Annotated in this window: 16 protein-coding genes; 13 read left to right on the top strand and 3 right to left on the bottom strand. The window is 40.4% G+C overall.

Going from position 1 to position 15,426, the window contains the following annotated elements; genetic code table 11:
- The first annotated feature begins 117 nt into the window (after window positions 1–117).
- From DES38_RS07325 to DES38_RS07305, 5 genes are all read left to right on the top strand, one after another.
- Window positions 118–750, top strand: coding sequence for a TetR/AcrR family transcriptional regulator (locus tag DES38_RS07325; RefSeq protein ID WP_110251462.1), 633 nt, complete (start codon window positions 118–120; stop codon window positions 748–750).
- Window positions 751–764: 14 nt separating this feature from the next.
- Complete coding sequence (locus tag DES38_RS07320; RefSeq protein WP_110251461.1) at window positions 765–1,661, top strand: ABC transporter ATP-binding protein; 897 nt, start codon at window positions 765–767, stop codon at window positions 1,659–1,661.
- Window positions 1,662–3,272 (top strand): ABC transporter permease, encoded by a 1,611-nt coding sequence (locus DES38_RS07315; protein ID WP_245881984.1) that lies wholly within the window; start codon window positions 1,662–1,664, stop codon window positions 3,270–3,272.
- Between the two features lie 92 nt (window positions 3,273–3,364).
- Complete coding sequence (locus DES38_RS07310; protein WP_110251460.1) at window positions 3,365–4,249, top strand: ROK family protein; 885 nt, start codon at window positions 3,365–3,367, stop codon at window positions 4,247–4,249.
- 372 nt (window positions 4,250–4,621) lie between these two features.
- Entirely contained in the window at window positions 4,622–5,152 is a 531-nt protein-coding gene (locus DES38_RS07305) for an HD domain-containing protein (protein ID WP_110251459.1), read from the top strand.
- Between the two features lie 362 nt (window positions 5,153–5,514).
- Here the strand turns inward: DES38_RS07305 and DES38_RS07300 are convergent, their stop codons facing one another.
- The 3 genes from DES38_RS07300 to DES38_RS07290 all read right to left on the bottom strand — a co-directional run bounded on the left by DES38_RS07300 (window position 5,515) and on the right by DES38_RS07290 (window position 8,488).
- Entirely contained in the window at window positions 5,515–6,192 is a 678-nt protein-coding gene (locus DES38_RS07300; protein WP_110251458.1) for a phosphatase PAP2 family protein, read from the bottom strand.
- Entirely contained in the window at window positions 6,189–7,430 is a 1,242-nt protein-coding gene (gene pepT, locus DES38_RS07295; RefSeq protein ID WP_110251457.1) for a peptidase T, read from the bottom strand. The genes DES38_RS07300 and pepT overlap by 4 nt, the downstream gene beginning before the upstream one ends.
- A gap of 194 nt (window positions 7,431–7,624) precedes the next feature.
- Window positions 7,625–8,488 carry a MerR family transcriptional regulator gene (locus tag DES38_RS07290; RefSeq protein ID WP_110251456.1) on the bottom strand — a complete coding sequence of 288 codons (864 nt, stop codon included), beginning with the start codon at window positions 8,486–8,488 and terminating at the stop codon, window positions 7,625–7,627.
- Window positions 8,489–8,767: 279 nt separating this feature from the next.
- Between DES38_RS07290 and DES38_RS07285 the strand changes: the two genes are divergently transcribed.
- The 8 genes from DES38_RS07285 to DES38_RS07255 all read left to right on the top strand — a co-directional run bounded on the left by DES38_RS07285 (window position 8,768) and on the right by DES38_RS07255 (window position 15,414).
- Window positions 8,768–10,258: a phytoene desaturase family protein gene (locus DES38_RS07285; protein WP_245881983.1), complete on the top strand. Its 1,491-nt coding sequence runs from the start codon at window positions 8,768–8,770 to the stop codon at window positions 10,256–10,258.
- A 214-nt stretch (window positions 10,259–10,472) separates the two neighbouring features.
- Window positions 10,473–10,679: a hypothetical protein gene (locus DES38_RS07280; RefSeq protein ID WP_110251454.1), complete on the top strand. Its 207-nt coding sequence runs from the start codon at window positions 10,473–10,475 to the stop codon at window positions 10,677–10,679.
- Between the two features lie 93 nt (window positions 10,680–10,772).
- On the top strand, window positions 10,773–10,952 hold the full coding sequence (locus DES38_RS07275) for a hypothetical protein (RefSeq protein WP_146206363.1): 180 nt from the start codon (window positions 10,773–10,775) through the stop codon (window positions 10,950–10,952).
- Between the two features lie 4 nt (window positions 10,953–10,956).
- Window positions 10,957–11,112, top strand: coding sequence for a hypothetical protein (locus DES38_RS11995; protein ID WP_170114366.1), 156 nt, complete (start codon window positions 10,957–10,959; stop codon window positions 11,110–11,112).
- 230 nt (window positions 11,113–11,342) lie between these two features.
- Window positions 11,343–12,179: a phytoene/squalene synthase family protein gene (locus DES38_RS07270; protein WP_110251452.1), complete on the top strand. Its 837-nt coding sequence runs from the start codon at window positions 11,343–11,345 to the stop codon at window positions 12,177–12,179.
- A 12-nt stretch (window positions 12,180–12,191) separates the two neighbouring features.
- A complete protein-coding gene (gene fni / locus DES38_RS07265; RefSeq protein ID WP_110251451.1) occupies window positions 12,192–13,217 on the top strand; it encodes a type 2 isopentenyl-diphosphate Delta-isomerase in 1,026 nt (341 codons plus the stop codon).
- Window positions 13,218–13,348: 131 nt separating this feature from the next.
- Complete coding sequence (locus DES38_RS07260) at window positions 13,349–14,179, top strand: sulfurtransferase (RefSeq protein ID WP_110251450.1); 831 nt, start codon at window positions 13,349–13,351, stop codon at window positions 14,177–14,179.
- Window positions 14,180–14,421: 242 nt separating this feature from the next.
- Window positions 14,422–15,414, top strand: a complete 993-nt coding sequence (locus DES38_RS07255) for an ABC transporter substrate-binding protein (protein WP_110251449.1) — start codon at window positions 14,422–14,424, stop codon at window positions 15,412–15,414.
- Window positions 15,415–15,426 lie beyond the last annotated feature (12 nt).

The raw sequence follows: 15,426 nt of genomic DNA, 5'->3' as shown, positions 1-15,426 counted from the left end.
TTGAGCTACCGATAAGAAAGCGAAATCAATATGAAAATGAAAAATTGACCACTCTGGTCGACTGTGCTATATTTGAGTCGACCAGAGTGGTCTTTTCTGTAGAGAGGAGGAAGAGATGTGGATGATCCTTTTAAGAAATTAGACCCTAAAAAGCGAGCGTACATCATTGAAGTTGCGATGAAGGAATTTGCTAGTTACGGCTATGCAGACGCCTCAACAAATCGCATCGTAAAAGAAGCTGGCATTGGTAAAGGAATGTTATTCTATTATTTTAAAACAAAAGAACAGTTATATTTGTATTTACTTGACTATGGGTTAACGCAAATTGAAACAGCTTTTCTTGATCAGATTGATTTAAGTGTAACTGATTTTATTAAACGGATGCAGCAAATCGCTAAGAAAAAGATGATCCTTTTTAAAGCACATCCGCATTTAATGGCCTTTTTAGGAACCTTTATGTTAAAAGAAAATCAACAACTCAATGTGCCAACAACGATACAAGAGCGTTATCAAAAGCTGATCATAGAAGGCTATCAAAAAATGTACCAACAGATTGACCGAAGCTTATTTAAAGCAGATATGGATGCTGATAAGGCGATGCAGTTGATTGAATGGTCTATTAATGGTTACCAGCAGATGCTGACCGCACGCTTAAAAGCAGAAGACTTTGCAACACTTGATTTATCATCCTACTGGGATGAGTTTTATCAATATTTAGCCGTGCTCAAGCAAGCATATTACAAAGAATAGGGTGGTGTTTTCAAATGATGATTGAAGTAAAAGGTTTAGAGAAATCTTTCGGTAAGGTGCATGCGTTACAAGGTGTTGATTTAATGGTGGATAAGGGACAAATTGTTGGATTTATTGGCCCGAACGGTGCAGGCAAATCGACAACGATTCGCGTCTTGTTGGGCTTATTAAGAAAAGACAGTGGCAGTTGCCAAGTATTTGGTATGGATAGTTATGAAGATGCGGTGAATATTCATAAGCGAATCAGTTACGTACCAGGAGACGTCAATCTTTGGCCGAATTTAACAGGTGGTGAAGTCATTGACTTATTGATTGATATGCAAGGGAAAGCCATCGATAAAACCCGTAAAGCTTCTTTGATGAAGCGCTTTGACTTTGATCCAACGAAGAAGTGCCGCACCTACTCGAAAGGTAACCGGCAAAAAGTGGCTTTAATCGCAGCCTTTAGTACAGAAAGTGATTTGTATATTCTTGATGAGCCCACGTCAGGGTTAGATCCATTAATGGAACGTGAGTTTCAAAAGTTAATTGTTGAACAAAAAGAAAAAGGCAAAAGTGTCTTGTTATCGAGTCATATCTTATCTGAAGTTGAACAGCTATGTGATCATGTTGCAATCATTCGACAAGGGAAAATCATTGAGTCGGGTTCCTTGCAGGCATTGCGTCATCTTACGCGGATGCAATTTGTTGTTGAAACAACTGATGCTTTAACCGACTTTGCCTCAATCGAGGGGGTCTATGATGTCAAACGCGATGGTGCAACTTACTATTTCCAAGTTGATCATCAATCGTTAGCGCCAGTACTGCGTTACTTAAGCACGTACAATGTGACAAAACTAGAAAGTCAGCAACCAACCTTAGAGGATTTATTTATGCGCCACTATGAAAGTGAACCGGAGGGAGTGAAATAAATGATGCGGAAGCAATCGTTTTATCAGGCGAATAAACTGATTCGATTTTATTTAAAGCGAGAACGTGTAAAATTACCGGTATGGATTATTAATATTGTTGCGGTCACTTTAGCGGTCGCCCTCGCTTTTTCTGGCCTCTATCAATCAAAAGAAGAACGTCAAATGATGGCAGAGACGATGGAGAATCCAGCGATGAAGGCATTGATTGGCCGAGGATTCGGACTAGATAATTACACGAACGGAGCAATGTTGAGCCATCAAATGTTACTGATGACAATGGTAGTGGTTGCAATTATGTCAATTCTACTCGTGATTCGTTTAACACGCGCAGATGAAGAGAATAATCAATTAGAAATGCTACTGGCTTTACCAATTGGTCGTTTGTCGCCGAGCTTTGCGACCGTTGTAATTCTGGTGGTATCAAATCTGATTCTTGGACTTATAACTGCTTTTGGTTTAGCACTATTTAATATTGATTCGATTGATTTGATCGGCTCACTAGCTTATGGAACGGCACTGTTTGCGGTCGGTATCTTTTTTGGTGCTGTGACCTTATTAACAGCGCAGCTAAGCAATAACCAACGCGGGGCGATGATGCTCGCTTATCTAGTACTAGGTGTCAGTTATATCATCCGAGCAGTCGGGGATGCAGGAGATAACATATTGTCAGTCTTATCACCGCTTGGTTTATTATTAGAAACACAAGCATATGTAAATAATTATTTTTGGCCAAGTCTTGTCATTTTAGCACTTAGTGATGTGATTATTGTGATAAGTCTTTCGCTTCGGGCACGGCGAGACTTAGGCAGTGGTTTGCTTCCTGATCGTGCAGGGAAAGCAGAAGCCTCCAATTTGTTGAAAACCTTACCGGGACTAGCGCTGAATTTACAGAAGGTTCCGTTATGGTCATGGGCAGTGGGAATGGTGTTAATTGGTTTAAGCTACGGTTCAGTTCTCGGTGATTTAGAAGGATTTCTGACAGAGAATGAAGCGATTATGCAAATCATTGGCAACACAGAGACCTATAGTATAACGGAGCAGTTCATCTCTATCTTGATGAAAATCATGGCAATTATTTCAACGATACCTGCGTTGATGGTTTTCCATCGGATTAAAACAGAAGAACGATTTGGCAGACTCGATCACCTCTTAGCTCGACCCATTTCACGATTAAAGGTGTTCATCACTTATGTTAGCCTAGGCTTTATAACGAGCATCGTCATGTTAGTGCTCGGGATTGTCAGTCTAGCAGGTATTGGTGTTAGTGTAATTGATGTATCAATTAGCTTTATGACACTAGTTAAAGCGCAATTGGTTTACTTGCCTGCCATCTGGTTAGTACTCAGTGTGATGGTCATGATTTATGGGTTGAAAGGAAAGTGGGAAGGATTTAGCTGGTTTTATTTATTGTTTAGTTTTATTACTATCTATTTAGGTGATTTATTAGAGTTGCCAACGGTTGTGATGAGGTTATCGCCATTCAATCATATTCCAGAACTTCCTGTTGATAGCTTTCAGCTTTTGCCACTGATCTTAGTTAGTGGATTGGCGCTTATCTTTTATTCAGTAGGAGCACTAGGTTTTATGAAACGCGATATTCGCGAAAATTAAAAATGATATAGATGGAAATTTTCAATCTCGCTATGAAAGCGATTGATTTACCCGTATAATAAGAAGAAAATGGATTGGAACGGAGTGGCAGGATGTATTTAGTCTTCGATATTGGTGGAACATTTGTGAAGTATACTTATATGACATTAGAAGGTAACGAAATAGAAGCGGGTAAATTTAAAACACCTTATGAATCAACTGAAACGTTAATTGATCGTATGTATGATGTGTATCAACTACAACCAATGGTTCAAGGGATTGCGATCAGTTGTCCGGGTACCATTGATGTCGATACGGGCATGGTTTATCACGGCGGAGCACTAACCTATTTACATGAAGTCAATCTTGAAAAGCGTTTAGGGGAGAAAACAGGTGTTCATGTCTCAATTGAAAATGATGCAAAGTGTGCAGCGCTTGCCGAGCTTTGGCAAGGAAGTGTTAAAGGTCATAAAAATAGTGTCGTTCTCGTCATTGGCACCGGTCTAGGCGGTGGGGTAATTATTAATGGCGCGCTATATCGAGGGGCGCATTTAGAAGCGGGCGAAGTCAGTTACGTAATGACGCACGTTAATCCTGATACTAGGCAGGCTAACTTTGTTGCTGAAACAATTTCAGCCTCAAAGATGGTTAATGCGATTGCTCAACTTAAAGGATTAGATGAAGATGACGGCATCGGAGTTTTTAAGTATATTAGCAACCAAGATGAAGAAGCATTAGCAATTTTTGATCAGTTTTGTGAACGGTTAGCGACGCAAATTTTTAATCTCCAATACATTCTTGATCCAGAGGTGTTCGCCATTGGTGGGGGGATCAGCGTCCAGCCTGTTTTTTTAGAACGGCTTGAGCAAGCAATGATACGCTTGAAAAATGCGAATCCTAAACATGTTGCCTCACCGAAACTCGTTACCTGCCACTTTAGAAGTGCAGCGAACCTTTACGGGGCACTGTACCACCATATCTTAAAATATTCTGTGTAAGGTATGACGCAACGCTGAGAGAAGTGTCCCGTTTCAAGCACACACATATGTGCGAAGGAATGACAGTCATTCGCAAAGCATGTAGACGTTAAACGCTTGCAAACGCAGTAAAGCTCTGAACGCTTTTAAAGGTTCAGAGCTTTTTGGCTAGGGACAAGCCAGCCGTCAGCTGCTTAAGTGTGAGCTAACTGGACAACGGTCATAGCAGGATAAAGGTTACTTCTCTGATTGGGATTTTCTTCTTTTGATGGACACGTGAACGAAGGAGCGAAACGTTTCTAATCGTTAAGAAGCGGGAATGGTTAGGTAACTTGATAATATAGAGAAATCATGGTACGGTATAAAACAAAAATAACAAAGGGGGGCGTTCATATGCGAAATGTGAAACTAGAAGACTTGTATCATCACCATATTGTGCAGAAGTATGTGAATCGTTCTGGTATGGCACATGCGATAGATGTTGCAGAGAGCGCCCTGGAAATAGCTGAGGATTATCAGGTTGATCCTGATCTTGCTACGAAGGCAGGATTTTTACATGACATTGGTCACTACGAGTGGTATCGTGACGGGAAGTGGGATTATCAACTCTACAAAGATAACGATATTCATGCCATAAAAGGTGCGGAACGCGCGCACAAGCTACTGATTCGTCTCGGAGAAGATCCGAAAAAAGCTAAAGCAATTGCTTTAGCGGTCTTGCTTCACACCGATTCTTATTTACCGGAAGGAGAACTCCGGCTAACGCCACTGCAGGAGTGTATCCATCAAGCAGATACCAAAGTAGAAGAAGTAGGTGGACATCATCATTATCGTAAAATAAGTCATGAAGAAGCCTTGATGCGTATTCAAGCATTAGATCGACAAATTGAATATTTTTCAGTGGATGAAGAATTAATTGAATGAGTTTCCCTCCCATGTACAAAGTCGCGTTTCTTCCTCAATATGTTTACATTATGTACAGACGTGGAAGCGTTAGTTAACATGCGCGTATAAAAAGGAGAATGCGATAGGGTTCAAGATAAAGATGTTGAAGTAACAAAGCACGAGAAAAAATCAGATGCCAGTAAAGTTGGCGTAGCTGTGATCAAATATGGCACTATCCTGGTGATTTTCTTTGGGATTCTCTGGTTTATTATTAATTATATTCTTTAATTAGTGAATCAATCACCACGTTCTTTTAAAGAGAAACGAAATAGATATCGCAAAAACCAGTGCGCTGACGCACTGGTTTTTTGCATGAGTAATTAAAATTAAAGGTAAGGCTTTTAAGACGATCGGCTTTTGTGACGTAAATAATAGATGGACAGGATGGAGGCTTGAAGCCAACCGAAGCTAAGTAGTCCACCGGCCACAATGTCTGTAAAATAGTGGACGTCTAGAATCACACGACTCATTAAGACAAGTCCGATAATGATGACGAGGCAAGTGGTAATAAAGAATTTAAGTGACTGTCTTAGCTGACTTTGTAAGATAATAAAGGCTAAAAACCCATAAAAAGCCATTGCGCCAGTAGCATGTCCACTCGGGAAACTGTAACCGACACCATCAACGGCATCAATAATCTGCGGTCGGTCGCGTTGAAAGACTTGCTTTAGTAATAAAGTAAGTAAGGATGTCCCGGCCATATTAATCATAAAAATACTAATTAAATAACGTTCACGATAGACGAGGTAGAGAACCACGACAGCAATTGTAGATGCCAGCATTAAAAACCAAATCGAACCAAGTTCAGTAATGTATTGAAACAAGTGATGAACGGTAGAATTCGGCTCAAAACTTAACCATTGCTGGAATTGATGATCAATCATGAATTGTTCGTTTTCTAAAACCTCTTCGGCGAGCTCAATGAAAATATAACCTGCGACGAACAGTAAACTAAAACTTAAGAACATCCAAAGCAGTATCTGATTGGCTTTCATCCACTTTACTAAATTATTCCTCATGCATGACCCTCTGTTTCTGCATACATCTGACAAATTAAACAAATCGTCTGAACAGATTTCTCCATATCATCGAGTGAAGCAAACTCGAATTTCCCATGGAAATTCTCGCCCCCCGTAAATAAATTAGGCGTTGGTAAGCCCATATATGAAAGTTGAGCACCATCAGTTCCTCCGCGAATCGGTTCTATGATTGGTGTAATCCCTTGACGAATCATCGCCGCTTTGGCAATCTCGACAATGTGGAAAACAGGCGCTATTTTATCCTTCATATTGTAATATTGATCTGTCGTTTTAATTTCAATCCGGTTTTCCCCGTATTTTTGTTTGAATTCATGGACAACATTATCAATGTATTTTTTTCGATTAAGAAAGCCAACTTTATCATGGTCACGAATAATGTAATCTAAGGTTGCTGTTTCAACATCACCGTGAAAATCTAACAGATGATAAAAGCCTTGATGCTTTTCTGTGAATTCGGGAGCTTCAGCTTTCGGTAACCGGTCATGAAAAGCCATTGCCAGTTTTGTTGCGTGAACCATTTTGTTTTTTGCTGTTCCAGGGTGAACGTTATTGCCGTGAATGGTTACTTTACTGTGCGCAGCATTAAAGCTTTCATACTGTAATTCGCCAAGTGGTCCCCCATCAACAGTGTAAGCATAATCACAACCAAAGCGCTCAACATCAAAATGATGTGGGCCCCTACCAATTTCTTCGTCAGGCGTAAACCCAACACGGATTTTTCCGTGTTTGATTTCAGGATGTTCAATTAAATAAGCCATTGCGGTCATGATTTCCGCAATGCCAGCTTTATTATCAGCCCCAAGTAAGGTAGTGCCATCTGTCGTAATTAACGTATGCCCATGGTAATGATTTAAGTTAGGATACTCTGACGTCTTAAGGACGATGTTTTTAAGTGTGTTTAGGGTGATATCTGTCCCGTCATAGTTTTCAATGACTTGTGGCTGGACATTTGTTCCTGTTAAATCAGTGGCCGTATCTACGTGTGCTAAGAAACCGATCGTTGGGACCTTCGCGGTTGTGTTGGCTGCTAAAGTGGCCATCAAATAGCCGGATGCATCAATAGATACCTCGCTCATACCAATCGCTTCTAATTCAGCATGCAAGCGATGAAGTAAATCCCACTGTTTTTTTGTTGAAGGTGTGGTTGGACTTGTCTCGTCTGACTGCGTATCAATCGTGACGTAAGATATAAATCGTTCCAGTAAAGCTTCTCTCATAATATACTCGCTCCAATTCATAGATAGTTATCGTTTCAGTAACGCTAGTGTATCACTTTTCGGTGGATGCTTGCATGTGTAACGCCCCTAGGGTAGAGGTGGTTGTCCCTGTTCTATTAGGTAGACTATGTTGAGTAGATGCAATGAGTAATATACAAAAGCGAAGAGAATAGATTCTCTTCGCTTCTCTGTCGTTAATGATTAAGCCACTCTTTCCATGCGGCAACAGTATGACCGATTTGATAGCGCTGATAGTCTTCGGGTAAGAGTTGTAAGTTTTGACCACCAATCACAATGTCCAGGTTAGGTGCAGCCTCTCGGACTGTATCAATCAAGTTAGTAAGTTGATTGATACTTGAAGCTAACGTAAACGAGGCAGCTAATAAATTAATATTGCGCTTATTGATTAAATCAATCAACGAATCCGCTGGGGTGTTTTCTCCAATGAATAACACGTTAATCCCTTGTTTCTTCAAAAAAATAGAAAAAAGCAATAAGCCAATCTGGTGCATTTCATCGGTGGGGCAGACAGCAATTGCTGTTTGTTTTGGTTGTTTAACTTCTAGTTGGTAAAAGTATTCTGCAATCCGCTGCTGAATATAGTGACTCATAAAGTGTTCTTCTGCAACGGATAAATCATCGTTTTCCCATGACAAGCCGATTTTTGTTAAGACAGGAATAAAGAAATCGTGAAACGTTTGTTCATGGCCCAATGTGTCAACGAGAAAGTCAATGTAATTTGTCGCTTCATCCATGTAGTGGTTTTTTAGGGTTAAATAAATTTTGTCGATATACCAATCATAGTTGTTAGGGTTTAATTGGTTCTTTTGCTCGCGCTTCTCTCTATCTTTGAGGAGTTGCATCGCTTGTTTAATTGATATGGCTTTATCATTTTTTTGCTGAATAACCCAGTTTAACTTCTCGATGTCTTGTTCTGAGTATATCCGCGTACCGCCATCCGTTCGATCTGGTTTAATGATGCCATAGCGATTTTCCCAAGCGCGAAGTGTGATGGGTGAAACCCCCGTTAATTCAGAAACTTTTTGGATACCGTACATGGACGCACCTCCTGTAAGTTAAGACGATTAATCGTTCGTATTGGTTGCTATTTATTATAACGATATTACTAAAGATTGTTAATGGTTTTAGGCGTTTTTATTTAAAGTGATAAGGAAAAGTTATTCTAAATGCTTGTTTTTCTCGACTGATTTGAAAAGAATAAAAAAATAAAACATTTTTCTATACAAAAGTTATACAAAAATTATATAATAAAACAAGAAAAATGTCACGTTTTAACTTTTAAGTTATACATAGTACAGAATGAATTGGAGGAATAAATGATGAATAAACGCGTAATCGTGGTAGGTGCAGGACCGGGTGGTTTAGCAATAGCAATGCAATTATTGTATAAAGGGTATCAAGTCGATGTGTATGAAAAACAATCGCGTGTTGGGGGACGAACATCTGGGCTCAACATAGGTGCGTTTAAGTTTGACCTAGGGCCCACCTTTTATATGATGCCATCGGTACTCAAAGAAGTATTTGAAAATAGTGGGCGTAAAATAGAGGATTATATAGAGATGACAGAGCTTAATCCGTTATACACTTTAAAGTTTGGTGATGTTTACTTCCGGCCAAGTCGAAATCACGAACAAACGTATCAAGAAATTGAGCGTTTATTTCCAGGTAATGGTGAAGGTTACCGCCGCTTTTTAGATAAGGAAGGCAAAAAGTTTGAGGTTGTATCAGAATTATTGAAAAAACCTTTTGCAACATATAAAGATTACTTCTCCAATGCGACATTCCGAGCGTTACCACACTTAAACGCCTTAGATACGGTCTACGGAAGATTATCGAAATACTTTACCGATGAACGACTAAAATATGCTTTTTCATTTCAATCAAAGTATTTAGGGATGTCCGCTTGGGAGTGTCCGGGCACGTTTACTATTTTATCATTCTTGGAACATGCACAAGGACTTTTTCACCCGACAGGTGGTGTACATAAAGTTTCTGAGGCGATGGCTGAAGTGATTGGAGAACTCGGAGGAAACATTTATCTAAATACACCTGTAGAAAAAATCTTGATCGAAAACAAACAGGCAGTTGGGATTCGGACTGAGACAGGCGACAAACATTTTGCTGATGATATCGTGATCAATGCGGATTTCAGTTATGCAATGAGTCGTCTTGTTGATCAGAAACACTTAAAGCGCTATAAGAAAAAGAAACTTGAGCAAAAGGGATTATCGCTCTCAACGTACATGTTGTACCTTGGTGTCGATAAACCGCTTGATTTACCGCATCACATGGTTGTGTTTGCGGATGACTATGAACAAAACGTTAAAGATGTTACTTCGGGTGGACGCCTTACTGATGATTTCTCATTCTATCTCCATAACCCGTCCAAGCTTGATAAAACAATGGCACCGGCAGGGAAATCAGCTTTATATGTATTGGTCCCTGCACCGAACTTAAAGGCAGACATTGACTGGGAAGTAGAATCAGCTCGTTTTCGTGAAAAAGTCCTTGATAAATTAGAAGCTATCGATGGACTAACAGATTTGCGGGAACACATTGAGGTGGAAAAGATTGTTACACCCCTCGATTGGGAACAAGACTACAACGTTTATAAAGGGGCGACATTTAACTTATCGCATCACTTGCCACAAATGTTATCCTTTAGGCCACATAATAAATTTGAAGAATTTGATCACTGCTTTATTGTTGGTGGTGGGACGCATCCTGGGAGTGGTTTACCAACCATTTATCAATCAGCAATTATTAGTCAACAATTACTTGATCAACAATATGTGATCAGAGATTAAATGAAGTGCACTGTTTGAAAATGTGACGGTGCGTTTGGAGAGAGCATGGATATCGTGTCAATTGCAATGGTTGGAGGAGGTATTGGGGGTTAACGGTTTCTTTATTGCTAGGGAAGTCAGGAAGGTTAGTCTGTATGAAAAAGAAGACGAATGAGATGGTCGATTAACCTATCAAACAAACCGCTCGCATACGATTGACTAAGGAACGACCATTGTGCTTCTACCAGCGTTATTTAAAGAAGCATTAGCACAGACAGGGTTTGATATGGCAGATATCGAGCTAATGGCTGTCGATCCTTTATATGACTTCTATTACCCTGAGGGCACAGGGTTTCGGAAGTACGGTAACGAAGATCAACAACTTCATATCGAACGGTTACTGACTATCTGTCTCGTTTTTTACCGATCCACGCTTGTGTGATGCGTATAGTTTACAGACTTTATCTATCGGTGAAGCGCTCCTTTGTCCTATCGGGTAGAGATTAACAAGTACGTGAAAGGCGAAGAAATCATTGTGGGAAATCAAGAGGTAAAAGGGATTAAAACCGTTACGGGAATAGAAAAGTATGATAAAGTAATCTATAATGGTGATTACCCGACCCTTAATGATTTAATTAAGGATACGAAAGTTCCCGATAAAATTTATCAGCCTTCGACGGGCTGTGTAATGATGTATTTGTTAGATCCCAGTTAAATAGATGAAACGGACGCAACCGGCAGGAAAAAGCATCTTATATATGCTCGTGCCAAATGATTTGACCGTTTCTGAAGAGGTGTTAAGTGCATTTATCGAAGGGCAAATAGCTCGTGTAGAAGCGACCGTGTTACCGAATTTACGTCAACATATTGAATAGAAACCTGTCCGTACGCCACGTGACACTGCATCAGAAGGACTCTATCTAGGCGGAAGCTTTGGTGTTAAGCCACTGTTGAATCGGTCAGGCGCGTTTCGTCCGCAGATTATTCACTCCATGATTAAAGGGTTGTATGCGGTTGGAGCTAGTGTTCATCCTGGCGGTGGGTACCGATCGTGATGCAAGGTGCACGTTTGCTTTTTGAACACATAAAGAAGGGAGAGTAAGCTGTGCCACTGAGAAAAGATCTACGTGAACAAACCAAAAAAATGATGAAAGAGGGTTCTTCAAGCTTTTATCAGGCATTTAAATTTTTACCGAAAGATCAGCGTGAAGCGGTATATGTCGTTTATTCATTTTGTCGTTTGATTGATGATGCCGTTGATGAGCCAGAAACCTCAGTTTATACGCTCGCAGAACTTAAAGAACAGTTTGATTGTTTAGATGACGCTGACGGTCATTTTATCTGGCCAAGTCTTCGTTGGGCGTTCGAAACCTTTTCTTTAGATAAAGCGCCCTACTACGTACAAATGAGTGGTCAAGAGCTTGATTTTGTGCGAACGAAATATGATACGATGGATGAACTGGAAGATTATTGTTACCGTGTGGCAGGAAGTGTCGGTGAGATGATGGTGCCGATTTTGCATCCCGCTCCAAATGATGAGCTTTTAGAAGCCGGTGTGAGCTTAGGCAAAGGCATGCAAATTGTTAATATCATTCGAGACGTTGGAGCTGATTTAAAACTGAATCGGCGTTATATTCCGTTAGATATATTTAAAGCGCATGGGTACACGGAGACAGACTGGGAAAATCAAGTCGTTAATGACAACTTTAAACGCTTGATTGATGATTTAACTGCACGTGCTGATCAATGGTTTAAAGAAGGCTTAGCGCATGTGAAGCAATATCCGAAAAAGAGCGGCTTTACCTTGAAGCTTGCCGCTAGTTATTACCGAGAGATTATCCAAATTGTTAAAGAAAACGATTATCAGGTTTATGCGACGCGGGCGATTGTACCGACCGAGCGTAAATTGCGATTATTTAGCCAGATTTCGAAAACAACGTAGAGGATGAGAAGGATGAGTGAATCCATTCAAAAACGGAAAGCGGAACATATTAAGTGGTGCTTAACGGATGACGTATTAGGTGAAGGTGTTACAAATGGATTTGAACGCATCCGTGTAATACATAACGCGTTACCTGAAATAAATTTTGAAGATATCTCCCTTCAAACAAACTTTTTAGACATCCCGATTGCGACACCATTTCTAATTAGCTCGATGACAGGCGGTGCTGCTTTAGCAGGTAGTATTAATGAACATTTAGCACGCGCAGCAGAAGCCCGAGGCTGGGTCTTTGCGCTTGGCTCGACACGCGCATTGATTGAAGATGAAGCGTTCAGGCAATCGTTTAAAGTGCGTTCCTTTGCACCGACGATTCCGATTGTCGCGAATCTTGGAGCGGTCCAATTTAATTATGGTTTTACGACGGATATGTGTCAAACCATCGTTGATGAAACTGAGGCAACTGCACTTGTGCTTCATTTGAATTCAATCCAAGAGTTGATTCAATCAAGTGGCGACACGAATTTCGAACAGTTATTGCCGAAAATCGAACAGCTGGTTGATAAACTGGGTGTTCCAGTGGGTGTTAAAGAAGTTGGGTTCGGCATTGATGCGCATACCGCTAAGCGTCTTACGGATGTGGGTGTTTCATTTATTGATGTCGCGGGAGCAGGCGGAACGTCGTGGTCTCAAGTTGAAAAATTACGCTCAAATGATCGGTTGAAAAAACAAGCAGCCGAAGCGTTTAAAGGCTGGGGCATTCCAACGCTTGAAAGTTTACGAGCGGTAAAGGACGCTGTTGATGTACCTGTTTTTAGTAGCGGTGGAATGCGAGACGGCATTGACGCACTAAAAGCAATTGGTCTAGGAGCAAGTCAAGTTGGTTATGCCAAGACTATATTAAAAGAAGCTACTGAGTCAGCTGAAGCGGTAAACGAAGCCATGGCGGTGCGTGAATTAGAACTTAAGATGGGTATGTTTGGATTAGGTCATACGACTATTCAACAGTTACAACAGACTGATCGTATCATTGTTAATTAAGGCATATACGCGGTGCTATTCTAACAAATAAGGATTATCTGATCATGGATAAATTTGCATCCATACAGCTGATTTAAGATCTGTGCGATACGTAATGATAACTTAGCTTATTTAATTGGAGGTTGCTAAAGGTGGAATTCTTGATTGAACCAGAAGTGCTACTTGAAAAGATTGATGGGTACACAATTATTGATACACGCTTTGAATTGTTTGATCCTAAAAAAGGTAAAGCGCTCTACGAAACTGCACATATTCCTGGTGCGCTCTACTTTGGATTAAATGAAGATTTATCAAATGCGCCTCAGACACATGGTGGAAATCATCCGTTACCGGATGAAGCGCTATTTACTGAGAAATTAAGACGAGCGGGTATTGATAAAGATACACCAGTAGTCATTTATGATCAAGGCAACGCGATGTTTGCATCAAGGTTGTACTGGCTGCTCGATTATTATCAACACCAATCGGTTAAGATTTTAAATGGTGGGTTTGAACGTTGGAAAACGTTGGGTTATCCGACAACGTCAGTCGTTCAACGTCCTCAAAAAACAAGCGCACCTTTTGTTAAAGATGAGTCTTTTGTGGTTGATATTGATTATGTGAAAAGACACAAAGATGAACTAGGGATCACGTTAACAGATGCGCGAAGTTTAGAGCGTTATTTGGGGCAAATAGAGCCATTGTATACGAAGAAGGGTCATATTCCTGGCGCGAAGTGTTATGATTGGCAACAAGTGTTAAATAGTGATGGCACTTGGAAGTCAAAAGCCGAGTTACGCCAAGTTTTTCAAGACTTAAATCCAGATGAAGAAGTCATTTTATCATGTGGTTCAGGTGTGTCTGCGTGTATGAACTATTTAGCGCTTAAGTCGATTGGTTTTAAACATGTGAAATTGTATCCCGGTAGTTTTAGTGATTGGATCAGTTATCCGGAATTACCTGTTGAAAAGATGAAGCAATAGTTTTTGACAATGAACTTTCGTATTTATTTACACCCTTTTTACTTGGCGTAAAAGGGGTGTATTTTCATCTGTTTTGCATGCGAACTGAACAGTTTCTGTAACTCCATGACACTAACATCCGTTGATAAACGAAAAATTCAGAATTAAGTAAAAATGATATACCACTTTCCGTATAATTATGCTATAATAATCGTCATATATTCTGAAAATTAAAAAAAGATAAACAATAAGGGGAGACTATCATGAAAAAGTTCGCACTATTAATAGTTATGCTATTTAGCGTGTTGTTGGTTGCTGCTTGTAATGCTGCTGATGATGCAGAAGCAGAAGACACGGAAACAAACAAAGAGACAACAACTTATCAAATTGGTGCAACGCAAATCGTTGAGCATCCATCACTTGATCAAGCGTTCGAAGGATTTAAACAAGCGTTAGCGGATCAAGGCTTAGCTGTTGAATATGATGCACAAAGTGCGCAAGGGGACCAAACAACTGCCTTAACCATCGCTCAGAATTTTGTGGCTGATGATGTTGATTTAATCTTTGCTAATGCAACACCAAGTGCATTAACAGCTTTACAAGCAACAAACGATATCCCAATCGTCTTTACTTCAGTAACTGATGCGGTTGCGGCGGGGCTGGTAACAGCGATGGATGAACCAGGTGACAATATTACCGGTGTGCTTGATATGCATCCAGACGCAATCACAGAAACAGTGAATTTTATCGAAGAACATTTCACTGGTCAAACAATTGGCCTCATATATAACACTGGTGAACAGAATTCAGTTGTGCAAGTTGAAGCTGTGAAAGAAGCAGCCGCTAGTACAAGCTTATCAGTCGTTGAGCGAACGGTTGCGAGTTCGGCTGAAGTTCAGCAAGCAGCAACATCACTTGTTGGCGATGCAGATCTGTATTACATTGTGACAGACAATACGGTTGTTTCAGCTCTCGAAAGTGTTGTGGGTGTGGCAAACGAGCAAGATATGCCACTCATTGTTGGTGAGCCAGATTCCTTAAAACGTGGCGGTTTTGCTACCTTTGGAATCGATTATTATACCATTGGCTACCGCTCAGGTGAGATGGCGGCTGAAATATTGACAGGCACAAACACACCGAAAGAGATTCCGGTTGAATACCCACCAGAAATATCATTATTTGTGAATCAAGCGGCAGCTGAAGAACAAGGAATTACTTGGAAAAGCGAATGGGACGAGGCGCTTTCAGCTGAATAAATAGAAAGTGAG

Source organism: Streptohalobacillus salinus (assembly GCF_003201605.1).
Lineage (GTDB): Bacteria > Bacillota > Bacilli > Bacillales > Amphibacillaceae > Streptohalobacillus > Streptohalobacillus salinus.
This window is presented reverse-complemented; position numbering and strand designations above follow the sequence as displayed.

Coding starts and splice junctions, on each gene's coding strand:
- DES38_RS07320 (WP_110251461.1), top strand. CDS start 765: ATGATGATTGAAGTAAAAGGTTTAGAGAAATCTTTCGGTAAGGTGCAT.
- DES38_RS07315 (WP_245881984.1), top strand. CDS start 1,662: ATGATGCGGAAGCAATCGTTTTATCAGGCGAATAAACTGATTCGATTT.
- DES38_RS07310 (WP_110251460.1), top strand. CDS start 3,365: ATGTATTTAGTCTTCGATATTGGTGGAACATTTGTGAAGTATACTTAT.
- DES38_RS07305 (WP_110251459.1), top strand. CDS start 4,622: ATGCGAAATGTGAAACTAGAAGACTTGTATCATCACCATATTGTGCAG.
- DES38_RS07300 (WP_110251458.1), bottom strand. CDS start 6,192: ATGAGGAATAATTTAGTAAAGTGGATGAAAGCCAATCAGATACTGCTT.
- pepT (WP_110251457.1), bottom strand. CDS start 7,430: ATGAGAGAAGCTTTACTGGAACGATTTATATCTTACGTCACGATTGAT.
- DES38_RS07290 (WP_110251456.1), bottom strand. CDS start 8,488: ATGTACGGTATCCAAAAAGTTTCTGAATTAACGGGGGTTTCACCCATC.
- DES38_RS07285 (WP_245881983.1), top strand. CDS start 8,768: ATGATGAATAAACGCGTAATCGTGGTAGGTGCAGGACCGGGTGGTTTA.
- DES38_RS11995 (WP_170114366.1), top strand. CDS start 10,957: ATGAAACGGACGCAACCGGCAGGAAAAAGCATCTTATATATGCTCGTG.
- fni (WP_110251451.1), top strand. CDS start 12,192: ATGAGTGAATCCATTCAAAAACGGAAAGCGGAACATATTAAGTGGTGC.
- DES38_RS07255 (WP_110251449.1), top strand. CDS start 14,422: ATGAAAAAGTTCGCACTATTAATAGTTATGCTATTTAGCGTGTTGTTG.